Annotated in this window: 12 protein-coding genes; 1 reads left to right on the top strand and 11 read right to left on the bottom strand. The window is 47.7% G+C overall.

Annotation, left to right across the window (positions count from 1 at the left end; all coding sequences use genetic code 11):
• Nucleotides 1-77: 77 nt before the first annotated feature.
• The 6 genes from asnS to HP399_RS18090 form a co-directional block, all read right to left on the bottom strand.
• Nucleotides 78-1,367 (bottom strand): asparagine--tRNA ligase, encoded by a 1,290-nt coding sequence (asnS, locus tag HP399_RS18065; protein ID WP_007723123.1) that lies wholly within the window; start codon nt 1,365-1,367, stop codon nt 78-80.
• A gap of 216 nt (nt 1,368-1,583) precedes the next feature.
• Nucleotides 1,584-4,559: a WIAG-tail domain gene (locus HP399_RS18070; RefSeq protein WP_173617894.1), complete on the bottom strand. Its 2,976-nt coding sequence runs from the start codon at nt 4,557-4,559 to the stop codon at nt 1,584-1,586.
• Nucleotides 4,560-4,736: 177 nt separating this feature from the next.
• Nucleotides 4,737-6,248 carry an AAA family ATPase gene (locus HP399_RS18075; protein ID WP_173617895.1) on the bottom strand — a complete coding sequence of 504 codons (1,512 nt, stop codon included), beginning with the start codon at nt 6,246-6,248 and terminating at the stop codon, nt 4,737-4,739.
• Entirely contained in the window at nt 6,241-6,768 is a 528-nt protein-coding gene (locus tag HP399_RS18080) for a hypothetical protein (RefSeq protein ID WP_173617896.1), read from the bottom strand. Before HP399_RS18080 ends, HP399_RS18075 begins: the two co-directional genes overlap by 8 nt.
• 152 nt (nt 6,769-6,920) lie before the next feature.
• On the bottom strand, nt 6,921-7,400 hold the full coding sequence (locus HP399_RS18085; protein WP_007723133.1) for a cell wall elongation regulator TseB-like domain-containing protein: 480 nt from the start codon (nt 7,398-7,400) through the stop codon (nt 6,921-6,923).
• A 29-nt stretch (nt 7,401-7,429) separates the two neighbouring features.
• Nucleotides 7,430-8,134, bottom strand: a complete 705-nt coding sequence (locus HP399_RS18090; RefSeq protein ID WP_173617897.1) for a hypothetical protein — start codon at nt 8,132-8,134, stop codon at nt 7,430-7,432.
• A gap of 133 nt (nt 8,135-8,267) precedes the next feature.
• Between HP399_RS18090 and HP399_RS18095 the strand changes: the two genes are divergently transcribed.
• The gene (locus HP399_RS18095; protein WP_173617898.1) at nt 8,268-8,447 is read left to right on the top strand and encodes a hypothetical protein; all 180 of its coding nucleotides are present in this window, start codon (nt 8,268-8,270) and stop codon (nt 8,445-8,447) included.
• A 63-nt stretch (nt 8,448-8,510) separates the two neighbouring features.
• Here the strand turns inward: HP399_RS18095 and HP399_RS18100 are convergent, their stop codons facing one another.
• The 5 genes from HP399_RS18100 to HP399_RS18120 form a co-directional block, all read right to left on the bottom strand.
• The gene (locus HP399_RS18100) at nt 8,511-9,815 is read right to left on the bottom strand and encodes an amidohydrolase (protein ID WP_007723137.1); all 1,305 of its coding nucleotides are present in this window, start codon (nt 9,813-9,815) and stop codon (nt 8,511-8,513) included.
• A 16-nt stretch (nt 9,816-9,831) separates the two neighbouring features.
• On the bottom strand, nt 9,832-10,455 hold the full coding sequence (locus HP399_RS18105) for a redox-sensing transcriptional repressor Rex (RefSeq protein ID WP_173617899.1): 624 nt from the start codon (nt 10,453-10,455) through the stop codon (nt 9,832-9,834).
• Nucleotides 10,456-10,470: 15 nt separating this feature from the next.
• A complete protein-coding gene (locus tag HP399_RS18110; protein WP_173617900.1) occupies nt 10,471-11,376 on the bottom strand; it encodes a ComEC/Rec2 family competence protein in 906 nt (301 codons plus the stop codon).
• A gap of 41 nt (nt 11,377-11,417) precedes the next feature.
• Entirely contained in the window at nt 11,418-14,321 is a 2,904-nt protein-coding gene (dinG, locus tag HP399_RS18115; RefSeq protein ID WP_173617901.1) for an ATP-dependent DNA helicase DinG, read from the bottom strand.
• A 91-nt stretch (nt 14,322-14,412) separates the two neighbouring features.
• On the bottom strand, nt 14,413-15,822 hold the full coding sequence (locus HP399_RS18120) for a tetratricopeptide repeat protein (RefSeq protein ID WP_173617902.1): 1,410 nt from the start codon (nt 15,820-15,822) through the stop codon (nt 14,413-14,415).
• Nucleotides 15,823-15,844 lie beyond the last annotated feature (22 nt).

Below are 15,844 nucleotides of genomic sequence, written 5' to 3' on the forward strand. Positions count from 1 at the left end.
ACGCGCTGTCAAACAATAGGAACACCCTGCTGCCCTCGCGCAACAGGGTGTAGATCGTTGAGTGATAAAGGAACTCTCTATGGGTAGAGACGATTCAGCATGCGTGGGAATGGAATGGTTTCACGCACGTGATCCAGACCGCAAATCCATGCAATCGTACGCTCCAGACCCAAACCGAAGCCGGAGTGAGGAACTGTACCATATTTGCGCAGATCCAAATACCAGCGATATGCCTCTTCCGAAAGCTCATGCTCAGCAAAACGTTTCTCCAAGAGTTCTGGATCATCAATCCGCTGGCTACCCCCGATGATTTCACCGTAGCCTTCTGGTGCGATCATGTCCGCGCACAGAACCACTTCCGGACGTTCAGGGTGTGGCTTCATGTAGAAAGCCTTGATTTCGGTAGGATAATGGGTGATGAAAACAGGCTTGTCGAAGTGGTCCGCAATCATCGTCTCATCCGGTGCCCCGAAGTCGTCTCCCCATTTGATCTCGCTACCTTTTTCCTGCAACAGTTTGATCGCATCATCATAAGAGATGCGTGGGAACGACCCCGTTACATTTTGCAGTTTTGTTGTATCGCGCTCCAACGTTTTCAGTTCGCGCTCACAGTTTTTCAATACCGATTGTACCACATGAGATACAAACGCTTCCTGAATACGCAGATTTTCTTCATGATCCACGAAAGCCATCTCCGGCTCGATCATCCAGAACTCGATCAAATGACGACGTGTCTTGGATTTCTCGGCACGGAAAGTTGGACCGAAAGAGTAAACGCGACCTAACGCCATAGCGACTGCTTCCATATAAAGCTGGCCGGACTGCGAGAGATACGCATCTTCCTCAAAATATTTCGTATGGAACAGATTCGTGGTACCTTCCGCAGAGGTCGGTGTCAAAATCGGTGGGTCTACTTTTACGAAACCGTTCTCGTGGAAGAACTCATACATGGCGCGAATCACTTCGGAACGCACAGCCATGACTGCGCGCTGACGTGGAGAACGCAGCCACAGGTGGCGATGGTCCATGAGGAAGTCAACACCGTGTTCCTTCAAGGAAATCGGATACTCCTGGGCGATCTGAATAATTTCCACACCTGTTACTGTCAGTTCGTAACCGCTTGGTGCGCGGTCATCCGCACGAACTACACCGGTTATGTAAAGTGAGCTTTCTTGTGTGAGCTGCGATGCATTCTCCCACACTTCTTCCGCTACTTCCGCTTTTACTACTACACCTTGGATGAAGCCGGAGCCGTCGCGGAGCTGCAAAAATTGAATCTTGCCGCTGCTGCGTTTGTTGTATAACCAGCAACCCAGACGTACTTCTTGTCCAACATGCTGCCCGATTCGGGCAATCGTCGTCAACATTGAATGATTCCCTCCATTTACCATGCCACGCAAATACAGACTAAGTATACCTGATAATTATACTATTGGGGACCTGCAAATTCAATGAAAGTCTCCTGGTATAATGTTAACCATAAATTAATTATGTAAACTAATGTGCATTTGGGAGACCTGATCTCTACATCGGCCTCCCCGCTTCTGAATCATCCACTCGCCCCATTGTTGTTTCCTACCGAATTATTTATCATACTCGATATCGCTATCGTATTCTTCACTACTTTCATAATAATCTTGCTCGAGATCACTTTCATCCGTATCTTCTTCATCTTCATCCATGTCATCCATGTCATCCATGTCATCCTCGTCCATGTCCTCATCTTCCATGTCTTCATCGTCCGAGTCTTCATAATCCGTGTCTTCATCATCCGAATCTTCATGATCCGTGTCTTCATCATCCGAGTCTTCATAATCCGTGTCTTCATCATCCGAGTCTTCATAATCTGTGTCTTCATCATCCGAGTCTTCATCATCCGTGTCTTCATGATCCGTGTCTTCATGATCCGTGTCTTCATCATCGGTATCTTCATCATCCATGTCTTCATCATCCATGTCTTGATCTTCCTCGATCTGATCTTCGTCGACTTCTTCTGCCTCCAGTTGCTCCCTCTCCGTTGACCATTCCAATATTTCGTGTGGGACACCTACTCCTTTTTCTCCAATCGCGATCCAGTGAATCACACCAGTCGCTTCTTGACCCTCTTGATTGCGAAACACGGTGATGATCGCTGAAGTCCTCTTGGTGTATTTGAGCGACGTATATATCCCCGGTTGATTTGTCATCGCCACCATACAATAATGTGTATCCGCATATGGCTGTGGCAAACGAACGGTCACATCTGTGGACTTGCTAGTGGCAGAAAGTCTGAATGGGACGAAACCGTATTGTTGAAAGGTTACTCCTACGTGATTATGCGTTTCAATGACCGGAAAGCTCAGCTTCTCAGCCGTAATCGACTCATTCTCAATGTGAAGCGTAGAGACAGCTTTGGGCGCAATTTTGGAACCGGTCACGGAGTCCTCTGCCAGTTTTTCCTGCGTAATGATCCGGTTTTGCAGATGCTGTTCTGTTATGCTTCTGGTGACGAGATGATTTCCTTTGAGCGTCCCCTCCATAATATGAGTTCCATCCAAGCTGCCTTTTATGACATGAGCACCATGAATCGAATGGCTATCTAGCTTGCTCGCATCAATGCTCTGGTCAGCTATTTTCTCTCGGGTGACACTGCCTTCCTGTAATTTTTCCTTGGAAATGGAGTTACCCTGGAGATGTTCATTTTGAATGATATGACTGTTGAGATGTGTAGACGATATTGCTTTTTCGGCGATCTTTTCCCCTGTGACGGCTGCTCTGCCCAGATGGCGTGTCTTGATCGCATCTTTGGCTATTTTGGGGGCTGTGATGACGGCATCTCCAATTTTGCTTGTCGTAATACTTAGGTCTGAAATTTTGTCTGTGGAAACAGATTCCGGCGCCAATTTTGAGGTGGTCACCAAGTGGTCATGCAGATGTTGCGTGTGGATGATGTATTCGCGTAGATGATTGCCCCCAATGAGTCTGTCAGCCAAATGATGTTCTTCTACAGATCTTCTTGCCAACTTTTCTGCACGAATGGACCCGTCAATCAGATGTCGTGAACTCACACTCTCGTCGAGTAAGTGTTTCTCTCCTACACTCCTGTTCGCCAATTTGTCGATAGTGACAGCCTTGTCGGCTATTTTGCCAGTAGTAACCTGCTGATCCCCAATTTTTTTGGACGTCAGCATACCGTCTTGCAAGTGGCTCGATAGGACACTGCCAGCTTGTAAATGTGTACTACCGATTGATTCTTTGGCGAGTTTTTCTGTCGTGACACTGTTGTTGTGCAAATGCTCAGTCAAAATCGCATTTGGCCCCACTTTATCACTGGTCACCGCTTCTGGCTGTAAATGCTGGTTGTAAATGGCCTGAAATGCGATGTGATGATTCGTAATGCTGCCAGGGCTAATATTACTGCCATCTATTAGATCTTCAGTGAGGTGATGACGGTAAATGGAGCCTTCACGGATATGTTGAGACTCAATTGCATCCTCGTCTATCTTCGTCGAAGTGACTACTCCATCGCGTAATTTATCTCCTGTGACTGCTCCATCCTCAAGCTTCACTGTGTTGATCACATAATTTGCTAGGTTACTTGTTTGAATGGTCCCCATCTTTATTTTTTCCGAGGTAATCGATTGATCCTGGATCAACTCATTCGTAATGGCTTGCTCCTGAATATGCTTACTCTGAATCGAGTGGTCGGCAAATTTCATGGAGTCGATGGTTTTATCAGCTAACTTCTCCGACGTAATGCTATGATTGATCAATTTTTGCGCGGATATCGAATAATCCTGCAAATGCTCACCGTCTACGATTCCCCGCCCCAGATGATCCCTCAGTATCGCATGCGGTGCGAGTTTTGTGGAGGTTACGCTCATGTCCGCGAGTTTGCTGCTGTCCACGGCATAATCCTTCAAAATCGAATTATCCACGGCGCCTTGCTTAATCTTGGACGCGTCAATGGCACGGTTCGCAATTTTTTCTGTTGTCACCGATTGATCTGTCAAGTCGTCTGTATAGACAAATGATTGGACACGATCATCATTTCGGTCTTTGATGACCTTCGAATAAAAGTTCGGATTGGCAGTTGAGCTTTGTTTGGAAGATGTATCCTGTTTGGAAGATGTATCCTGTTTGGAAGTTGTATCCTGTTTGGAAGTTGTATCCTGTTTGGAAGTTGAAACCTGTCTGGAAGTTGAAACCTGTCTGGAAGTTGTATCCTGTCTGGAAGTTGAAACCTGTCTGGAAGTTGAATCCTGCCTGGAAGTTGAATCCTGTCTGGAAGTTGAATCCTGTCTGGAAGTTGAATCCTGTCTGGAAAACGAGTCCTGTTTGGAGGATAGGTCCTGCTTGGGTACTTTGGGAATCGGTTGTTGTTGCTCTTTCGGTGTGGCAGCAGAGAGGGGAGGGATTCTCTGATCGCTCTCCAAATTACTTTCAAGCAGATTTAATTCGAGGTCTTCCATCCACTCCCGATCGGGTGATGATGTATATGAGAGCGGTAACTCGTGCATGGTCTGCCTAAAGGTTTTGCTCAGACTTTTGTTTGCTTTTCGCCGGTTCACATTGGCCATAGGGTCTCCTTGCCTCCTGATTTCATTCCCGTATCACTTTTGTAGGATATTCATCCATTTCCCTATTTGGCACCGTGTCTACAAAATTGTTTCATCCTTATTGGCCTAAGTTTCCAGCAAACACAAAAAACCTGCTTGGCCAACTCTCCCGTTGGCTAGCAGGTTCTTTCTCTTCATCTATACAGCAACTTCTTCTTTCGTTTGAGACAAAAGCGTTCTGAATTCATCGCCTTGCAGAACTTCCGCTTCCATCAATGTGTACAAGCCTGTTTGGAATACGGAGTCAAACTGTCTCAAAAGATTGCGAGTTTCTCCGAGCAATCCTTCAAGCAGACGTTCAACCTCGTCATGAATACGACTCTTCTCCACGTATTGTAAATGTACAATACCCAGATCCGACATACCGCTTTGTACAATTTCCTGTGCCATTCCTAACGCTTGCTCGAAGTCATTCTTCGATCCAGTACTACGCCCACCGTAGTAGATTTCCTCCGCTACGGCTCCTCCAAGGCTAACCATGATTTGTTTTTCCATCGCTTCCTTGGTATACAGATAGCGGTCTTCCATTGGATTTTGTCGAACGTATCCTAGTGCTTTGCCACGTGGACTCAGCGTGACCTGCGAGACAGAGCCTGGTCGCACGATCTCACTAACAATGGCATGGCCTATTTCATGGAGAGCAACACGTTTCTTCTCTTCCTCTGACGCTTGACGGTCTACCTTCTCTCCGAGCATGACCTTGTCCACGGCATAAGCAAAATGCTTCGCAGTGATCTTGACCTGACGATCACGCATGGCGTAAATGGCCGCTTCATTGGCTACACTTTCCAGCTGTGCGCCAGAAAAACCGAATGTCTCCTGTGCCACTTTTTCCAGTGTGACGTCTTCGCCAAGTGGTTTATTGGCCGTATGAATCGTCAAAATCTGCTCGCGTGCAGGCTTGTCTGGAAGATCAACGCTAATATGACGGTCAAAACGCCCAGGGCGCAATAGCGCTGCGTCGAGCATGTCTTTCCGGTTCGTAGCTGCCATGACTAAAATCCGCGGCTTGTCGGTCGTAGCTACACCATCCATCTCCGTCAACAGTTGATTCAATGTTTGATCATATTCACGCTGCTGTTGACCGTCCCTTTTCCCACCGACGACATCAATCTCATCGATAAAAATAATCGCGCTGTCTTGCCCATTTTTCTCTGCTAATGCCTTCGCTTCTTGAAACAATTCACGGACGCGTTGTGCACCGACACCCACGTACATCTCTACAAATTGCGAACCTGATGCCGCCACAAAAGCAGAATTTGTATAGTTCGCTGCCGCTTTCGCCATCAGTGTCTTACCCGTACCAGGCGGACCTGTCAAAAGAACACCTTTGATCGGACGAATCCCGTACTGCTCAATTTTGTCCTTGTATACGAGAAAATCAAGCGATTCCTTCAGTTCTTTTTTAGCGCGTTCCTGTCCACCGATATCGGCAAACTGCACGTCCGATTTCGGAAGCTCATGCTTGTTTGCTTTTCTTTTCCCACCGAGGGCGACATTTCCGCCTTGTCCATTTTGCTGACGGATGACCAGAAAGTAAATCGCCCCCAATACGGCTCCGAACACCAAGAATGGCGTAATATTTACACCTAGAAAAACAAGAAAAATCAACAGTGCAGGTACGACGCCGATCAGTACTTCCTTACGCACGTGCCGTCACCTCTTTTTCAATGGAACGGGGGATGATAGTGTAAAAATCCTCCGTTCCTTTTTTCAAGTAAACATAAATGTTCTCGTCATCCATCAATGCAGATGCTTCGTCCAGCTGATTCCCTTTTTTCCATTGTTCCACGAGGGCTGGAATGCGGCTATATTCATGCAACTCCACTGCTTCTGTAAACACAAATTGACCGCTCTGCCATATATCGTTCATCGCTGTCGACTGATTGTCTATGTCAATGATCACTTCTTTTTCCCCTGCAATCTTTTGTGTTTCCGTTAGCAGATTGCGATATTCTGCTGGAAACGCGTCTGGTTTTGTAACAGTTACATCTATTTGAATTTTATCTTTGCTGATCTCCAAGTTGCCCAATGTTGCGGACTGCATTTGTCCAATTTCTGCACGGATTGGCTCCTCAATCTCCATCTTTTGATACAAGAACCATCCTCCGAACAGGAGTGCCAAGGTTGCCACCAAAGATAATCCAATTGCGCTCTTTTTCAACTGCACGGCTACTCCCCCCATAAATATCGTTCTCGTTTTCTCTCTCTGCAACGTCCCCAGTATATCACACGAGTATATCAATTTCTTATACAGATGTTGGATGGAATGCTAAACAGGCCTTCTCCCATAAGGAAAAGACCTGTCGTCAAGCAAGCGTATTAGGTTGGCGCGAGCACGTATGAGGTTAACAGAGCACCAGTGAATAGATCATAGTGAATATAGTGAAAACGACCGTCTTTGTCTTTAACAGTGACTTCCCAAAATTTCTTATCGTTTTCGAGACCTGGAACCAAATGAGTGATCTCCGATTGTGGGAATGACTTGTAAACCGCCTCTTCTACATTCTTTTTGGGAACAGCTAGATCCATTCGATCGAAGCTAACTTTCTGATCTGTCATCCAGGCTACAACCTGTGTACCCGCCTTATTTTTCCCAATGACGACAGCGTAGCTCTCCTTGCCTCGATATTCATCAATGGATTCAATCTCCGTGATTGTCGTGCGATCCTGGACCCACTGACGAACGGTTTCCTCAAATTGATTGCGCTCTCCTGCTACAGAAGCCGTCAGGTGGTAGGCGAACCCAGCTCCCGTAAGTAAAATGACGGCTACGATTGATAGGATAATTCGTACTAACACAGCAAAGTAACTCCTTTACGTGGCTGACATTACAATCGGAATCGAAGCTGGTCTCTCTTCACTCCAACTGCCGTTTGTATTTGCAAATCCAGCTCCAGTTGGCGAAGCTGCCCCGTAGTTGATTCGTACCATAGTTGGTAATTGACTTTCATTCCGTTCGTTACGTTCGAAGTCAAATCCTGAATAGGGAAGGATGGACCTAACCACATCGATAATAACGAAGAGACTTCCTCAGGTGGTACCGCTATCCGATATCCACTCCAGCCTTGCCCGGCAGTATCTTCAACGCGTTCAGGACTAACCGATTGCAAAACTCCCTTGAGCAATACTGCGTGCTCATACGGGGTGAACATCGCATACGGCAGTGCGGCATGATCCTGTATCTGTCCATCAATTCGTACCGATACGGGCTGCCCATCTTTTCTGGCTATTTCAAGCTGGTGACCACCGATTTCTCCTGTGAGCTGAAATTGCTCATTTTGATATCGCCCATGCAAGGTCTGATCCTGCATGTATACCAGAAATGAGCGTTCCTCGTCCTTCGTGATCTGCTCCAAAAGCTCCGCTACCGTCGTCGCTGTCTGCTCCGTACCTGCTGTTTGTCTGACCGCAGACGCAGTATCTGTGCTGTCTGTATTGTCTGATCGACTTACTGTCCCCAATACAATCCCAAGCAGAAATAGACCGAGTAGGATAGGAATCAGCCACCACAGCATTTTGGGCCGGATGTACATGTCGTCCCCCCTGTCCCATTTTTGTCTTTAGCCTATGCTATACGGGAAGGTTTTAGAACGACACGGAAAAGTTGCTAATCATAGCTTAAGGTCGGGCGGTCATACTACATATACACCCCGAGGAGGTGAGCGCGTGACATCTTCGCAACAAACCACATCTCCTGACATACTTGGGTTTCTGTTACAGGAATACCGCGTCTCCTGGGCAGGATTGTCGTCTCCCTTGCGTCAATGGTCGCACACACCCACTCTTCATTTTCGCCATCATCTCCTGACAAAAGCTGTGGCGAAAACGAACAACGGAACGTCGTAGTATCCAATTCCCCTACCTACACCTGCACTGCCTTACTCCTGTCCCCCACCTGACAGGAGCCTTTTACCGTTTTAACGTTTGGAATACGCGGTTTGCTTCGTAAATCGCGCGCTCCTCATCGATGGTCAACAGCTTATGATTACGCATCAAGAATTTACCCGCTACAATCGTATCTTTCACATCGCGTCCATTTGCTGCGTACACCACGTGTGAAATCGGTTGGTGTGCCGGGTGGAAATGGGCTTGGTGGCTATCCAGTACGATCAAGTCAGCTTGCTTGCCTACTTCAATGCTTCCGAGCGTTTCCTCTTGGAATACCCCTTCTGCGCCATAACGAGTAGCCATGCGAAGTGCTTCCTCTGCTGGTACGGCTACTGGATCGTTGTTCACACCTTTGTGCAGGATCGCAGCGAGTTTCAATTCCTCAAACAAATTCAAATTGTTGTTGCTTGCCGAGCTGTCGGTACCCAGTGACACGCTTACACCTTTTGCCAACATTTTCGGAACAGGCGCAACACCGCTTGCCAGCTTCAGGTTGCTCACTACGTTATGAGAAACTCTCACGTTGTATTTTGCCAAAATGTCGATTTCTTCATCCGTTAGGTGAACAGCGTGCGCAACGAGTGTTGGGCGATTGAACATTCCCAGCTTTTCCAAATGAGCAACTGGGCGCAGCCCGTAGTCCTTCTCGTTTTGACCGACTTCCCAAGCAGTTTCAGACATATGGATATGAAGCGGCAAGGAAAGCTCATCGGCTTTTTCGATAATTTGGGTAATAAATTCTGGTGAGCACGTGTACGGCGCGTGCGGTGCCATCATGACGGTAATACGCCCGTCCGCCTGATTATGCCATTCTTTTGCAAATAGAGTCGCGTCTTTCAGCTTTGTTTGACGTTCTTCTTCGGAGCACAGACCGATCATACCGCGGCAAAGGCGAGCACGCATTCCAGCTGCATCGACTTCCTTCGCTACGACGTCCATATGATCATACATATCCACAAACGTGGTGGTTCCGGTACGAATCATCTCGATAAGCGACAATTGGGTACCCCATTTTACTGTGTCGCCCGTGAATTGCGCCTCCAATGGCCACATTTTGTCTTCAAGCCATTGTTGCAACGGCAAATCATCTGCATAACCGCGTAGCAGGGACATACCAGCATGTCCATGCGTGTTGATTAAGCCAGGCAGTATGTAATCACCTTTTTGATCGATGACTTCATCGTATCCCGCTTCCGACAGGTCTTCAGGAGTTGGGCCCACATACGTAATCTTGTTGCCTTCGAATGCTACGGCACCATCGTAAATGACTTCATTCGTATCGTTAACGGTAATGACTGTTGCGTGAATGAGGATCGTCTTTTTCATAGTATACACTCCATTCTTACGTCAAATAGTAGGCCAAGCTTTGCAGGTTGGACGTCACATCCGCATAGTGAATGCGAACATCTTTTCCTGCGCGAATCGTCGTAGGGGCAAAATTCAAGATCCCCCTGATACCCGCTTGAGTCAACTGATCACATACGGATTGCGCTGCAGGTGCCGGTACCGTAATAATCGCTAGCTTGATTTGCTTGTTTACGATCGTTTCTTCCAGCTCTACTAAAGGCTGGATCGGTATACCTGCGACTTTTTTACCCTGCTTCTCTGGATTACTGTCAAAGATGGCCGCAATCCGCATGTTATCTTTCAAATAAGCGTTGTAGTTACTAATGGCATGGCCCAAATGCCCAGCTCCGACCAAAGCGACACGGATTTCATCCGTTAGCTTCAGAATTTCACGGATTTTTTCTACCAGATAATCGACATCATAGCCGATTCCCTTTTTTCCAAAATCACCAAAAGCTGCAAGATCTTTTCTGATTTGGGCAGGATTCACATCTAGATTCTTGCCCATCTGTTGGGAGGAAACGGTGGTCACCTCAACTTGCTGCAAATAACTGAGGTAACGCAGATAAATCGGCAAACGACGGACGACCGCTTCTGAAATCTTTTCGTGTTTTGCCACGTTCGGTCTTCCCCCCTAATTCTTTTGCTTCAAAATCCGATATTCTTTTCCATTCGATAAAATGGTAATGGAACCGTCGTGGCTGGTAACGTATGTCTCGGCCCATGACTCACCCAGGCGCTCCATGACTTCCGTCTGACCGTCTTTCATTTGATCCCGCGATCGGCCTGTCTGAATAATGGCGACCTGAGGATCGACTTGCGTCAGAAATGGTTGCGAAGAGCCTTGATTGCTCCCCTGACCGGCAACCTTTAGCACTTCCGCCTTCAGTCTATCCTTTTGCCGTTCCAACAGTCGCTCTTCTGCTTTTTCATTCACGGCGCTCATAAATAAAAATCGCAATTGTCCGTGCGTCAATCGAAAAACGAGAGAATTGTTCTGGGGCGATAAAAATAACGGTTCATCCGGGAGCAAAACTTCCATCGAGATTTCTTGGTCAAGAGTGAGTACTTGTCCTTGCTCTGCTTCCATCTGCTTTTGGTTGGAGCGAAGCAGCACGACATGGCGAATCGATGATGCGATCAGCTTGGGCAAAATGACGGCATCTATAAGCACTTGCTGGCTCAATGAAACGTAGCCTCCCATATGCTCAGGCTGGTCGTTCGTCAACACTACATAGTCGAGCCGTGTGATCTTGAGCTCTGCCAAGCGCGCCGAGAGAACGGGCCAATCTTCTGCCTTACCCGTATCAACCAGCATCGTTTTGCCGCCTGGCATTCTCAAAAGCGTACTCTCACCATGTGGAAGTGCCAAGTAGGTGATAATGAGACCCGAAAATTCCTGTTCTGTCTCTGTTTCAAATGGGTCATCTATCTTCACTGCTGCTTCTTGCAAATACAAATGGCTATCAATCGAGCATGCGCAAAGGAAAATCGCACTAAGAACTACAATCCACCAACGCCACTCTTTTTTCCATAACATTTATTTTATCACCTTAATCCCTATGAGACTATTGCTTCATTTTATGAATCTGACAGGGATTGCATACTAAGGAATGGCTCTATACGCTCTCGCAGTGTTGGCCATGCACTGCTTTCGATCTGAAATGGCGGTAAAGATTGTAGGAATGAGCGTCCATATCTCGACTCAACCACACGCGTGTCAAGAACGATCACGACCCCGCGATCCAAGTGGTGGCGAATCAATCGACCCACCCCTTGTTTAAATTGCAGAACAGCTTGTGGAAGAGACAAGGACATAAAAGCGTTTTTTCCTTCTGCCTTCAAAAGCTCTGCCCTTCCTTGATAGACAGGATGATTTGGCGGAGCAAATGGGAGGCGAACAATGACTAAACTGCTCAACCATTCTCCCTGGATATCGACACCTTCCCAAAAGCTACTCGTCCCAAGCAGGACACTTCTCTCCATGCTTCGGAACAGACGCACCAGCTTGCTCCGATTGTTGCTATCAATCCCGTGACCGAATAACGTATACGGTTCTGGGGCCTCCGCAAGGCGTTCCTTCATTGCTTGGTAAACAAGTCGAAGCATCGAGTGGGAGGTAAACAGGATCAGCGTCCTTCCTTTCGAAGCCAGTACGACATCCACGCACCCTTGAATGACCGCCTCCAAATACGTGTGGTCACTCTCTTTGCCTGGTGCGGGGAAATCAGATGGAATCAACAGTAATCCCTGCTCTTCATAATGAAACGGCGATGGCAATGACAAGGTACGCACGCGCTCCTCAGGCAGTTGGTCGAGACCAAACTGGCTCTTGATGTAGGAGAAGCTGTTTTTGACCGTCAGAGTGGCGGATGTCAAGATCAGACTCCGCTTCTGCGCGAAAAGCGGTTCTGCTAGTGAGTCGGCAACCTTCAAGAGTGCTGCTGACAAATGAACCTGCTTGCGAGCTGTACGGGACTCTACTTCCATCCAATATACATACTCCGCATCCTGCTCAAGCAAAAAGAAGTGAAGCAGCTCCACGACATTTTGCCAGTCTTTGATGAGACCGAATAAATCTGTCAGTAGACTGCGTACGGCAAAAGGAGGCTTTTCCTCTTGCGGAGTCGTTCGCAAAAGCTGCTCGATGCCCGCTGCGTATGCGGTCATCCCTTCAATCAGCTTTTTGGTTACTTTACGTATCTTCTCGTGTTTGCCTACAAACGATTCGATCCGATAACGTACTGTCTCACGTCCAGCGTCCGTCGTCTCCTCCGCACGATCAGATGCCCATACATACAAGAGCTGTGTCCATTGCTGCGCTTTCTCACGTACGGCAGCGGACTGTTTTCTCAGCTCCAGAAGTTTTATCGCGACATCTTCTTGTACCGCAGGCATCCAGCTTTGCAGCTCTTCTGCGAATCGGGCAATTGCCCCACTCTCTTCAACCGATGCACGATCTAACAAGAAAAGAAGCTGCGTGGTTGAAAACTGCTTGCCTAAATGCTGTGTCGCGGCATCCTCCAAATGATGGGCCTCATCGACGATGGCAACTTCATACGGAGGGAGGATTCTGTTTTCCGCTTGCAAGTCGCTGATGAAAAGGGCGTGATTGACGATGAGTACATCGACATCGCGAGCCCGTTCCTTCGCCTGAAAATAGTAACAGCGACTAAACCAGGGACAAGCCCGATTCAAACAAGAGCTCGTATCACTTTTTACCTGTTGCCACAGCAGTTGGCCACTCGGAGGCATGCTCAGTTCTTCCACGTCACCGGTTACGGTTTGCGTGAGCCACGTCAGCATCTGTCCTTTGACCAAGCGCATTTCTTGGCTGCTTCCTTCTACAGGCTCGTCCACGGCTTGTTCAAATTTTCGCAAGCACAAGTAGTTTCCTCTGCCTTTTAGCGTCGAAGCTGTAAAGGAGAACGGCAGAGACTCCTGCAAGGTAGCGATTTCCTTATGGAATAGCTGTTCCTGCAATTGAATGGTGTTGGTACTGACCATCAGTTGCTGCTGATTATGATGAGCCCAAATGATCCCCGGCAAGAGATAGGCTAATGATTTTCCCGTACCTGTCCCTGCCTCTACCAATAAATGGGCACCATCCTCCATTGCCTCATAGACCGCATGCATCATCGCTTCCTGAGCATCCCGGCGTTGATACCCCGACATTTTCGCCTGCATGTGCCCGTTTTCGCCCAAAACATCCTCGAGCTGGTCAGCAAACGCTTTGGTCACTGTCGCATCGACATGGGAACGTTTTAGGGAAGCTGTTAATTTTTCTTCTCGCTTCCGAAGGGCCAGCTGGCGATAAACATCCCACATGTCTGAGGAATCCGTTTCGGTTGGCGTTCCATCCAGCTCTGGCAGCTCTATGAGCTTTTCCATCTCGATCTGACGTAAAAGAACCTCGATATCAGAGCGAAACGAAGAGACGAGCATCTGCAGGCGCTGAATCGTCACGAGCGGCAGTCTCTTTAAAATATCCAGCAAGTGGAGAAACAGCTGCGCTGTTGCAAGGGCATCGCTATCTGCTTGATGGGGATTATCGTGTTCGATTTCCAGCTCAGACGCCAGTTCTCCGAGCCTGTAGCTATTTTGCATCGGCAAAAGAACGCGGGATAGCTCCACTGTATCAAGCACGTAGCCGTCAAACGCATAATAGCCCTGGCTCAGCAGGGCTTCTTGTAAAAATTGGAGATCAAAGCTTGCATTATGTGCAACAAAAGCTCGTCCGTCCAATAAACGCAAGAAATCTGGGAACACTTCTTCCAAGGAAGGAGCATCTGCAACCATTTCATTGGTAATCCCTGTTAATTGGGTAATAAACGGGGGAATATCCTGGCCCGGATGAATCAGGGTGGAAAAACTCTCGGTAATCTGCCCGTCATCGATCGCGACGGCACCAATCTGAATGATGCTGTCACCTTGGCGTGGATGGCTTCCCGTCGTCTCAAAATCTACAACTAGTAATCGATTCAAACGTTGTCACCTCGTAACCTGGGCGGAAACATTCAATCCGCACCCATTCACATTCGGCAACGATGGGAAATATTCCTGCTCTCCTGTACATTTAAGGCTGTACGAGCTCGGTTTGCATTTCTGATTGACCGAGCTTGCTTGCACACAATTGCAGATAGATGGGGATTTCCCATAACTGTTCTGCGAATGGCAATGCCCGTTGAAAATATTGTTCAGCTAGGCGCCAATTTTCTTCCACAACTGCGATTCTTCCCAGATGAAAATACCCTAACGAACGTACATATGGCTCAGCGTCTTCCAGGAAATACTTTGCCAACCGTTTTGCCTCTTGTGTATCCCCTAGCTTTTCGTATGCGGAAATCATCCCGGATTGGCCGAGGCGATTGTCTCGGTTTTTCTCCAGCATGATCCGAAACGCTTTAATTGCTTCTTCCACCCTTCCGTCAAACAACAACATCCATCCATAACTAAAAAGAAAGTCGTCATTTTCGGGTGCAAGACTGATCGCTTTTTTGACGAGCGTCAATGCGCGTTTCGTACCCGCAATGAGCCACGTATTCCAGGCCAAGCCATGCCACGTCCACCCATCTTTTGGGGAACGCTCCGTCAAAAAGTGATAGCAAATTTGTGCCCGGTGGTAATTGCCCACTGTTTCGTATAAAGAGGCCATTTCCTGAAGAGTATCGCTGTCCAAATCGCGTGTCGGCAGTTGCAAGCCTTTCGGCGGGCTCCATTCCACCGTCTGGTCCATCGTATGCAGTAATTTTGCAGCACGCAGCCATAGCATCTGCGCTTCCCAATCGTGCTCGTTTTTTTCTAGATACGGTTCCAATTCGTCCAAAGCTTCCTGTGCATCGCCATCTCTTAAATAGCATAGCGCGAGGTTGTATTTGGCTTCTTCCTGTTCTGGATTGATCTCGAGAGACGTCTTAAAAGCTTGCGCCGCCTCTAGCCATTGCTCCTCTTCTGCCAGTATGCACCCGATGGCATTAAAGCTGATGGCCACAATGGTAGGTGAGCTTGCTGTCCTGCCGAGCAGACGGAATTCCCGAAAGGCTAATTCTTCATCCTCACACAAAAGGAGACTGTAGGCGTAGTACAGGCGTCCACTTTCCCAGTCTGGCGATTTTTGGACTAATTCTGCAAAACACTTTTTCGCGTCTTGGAACATGCACAAATGATAAAAGCCTTCCCCTCGACGAAAAATCGGCTCGTATGGATTCGCTTCAACGGCCTTTGGTGATTCTGCACTTACCTTCGACTGATGCGTCTTTTTTTCTTCCGCCTGTAGCTGTCCTTCCATTTCCTTGATACTACGAATTGCATTCGATAATTTTTCTTCGAATTGCAGCCACAGGTCAACGACTGTATCACTTACTTGGCGCAATTGAAACAATTGTTCCGCGAGCTGATGACGTTCTTGTTCAGAAGCCCCCTGCCACTTCTCTTCAATCGTCTGCGCTTTTTTACGAAGCGTATGAAACCAGTCCTCGATTTTCACAAGAAAAGCCACCCCCTATGAG

Source organism: Brevibacillus sp. DP1.3A, from assembly GCF_013284245.2.
Classification (GTDB): Bacteria; Bacillota; Bacilli; order Brevibacillales; family Brevibacillaceae; genus Brevibacillus.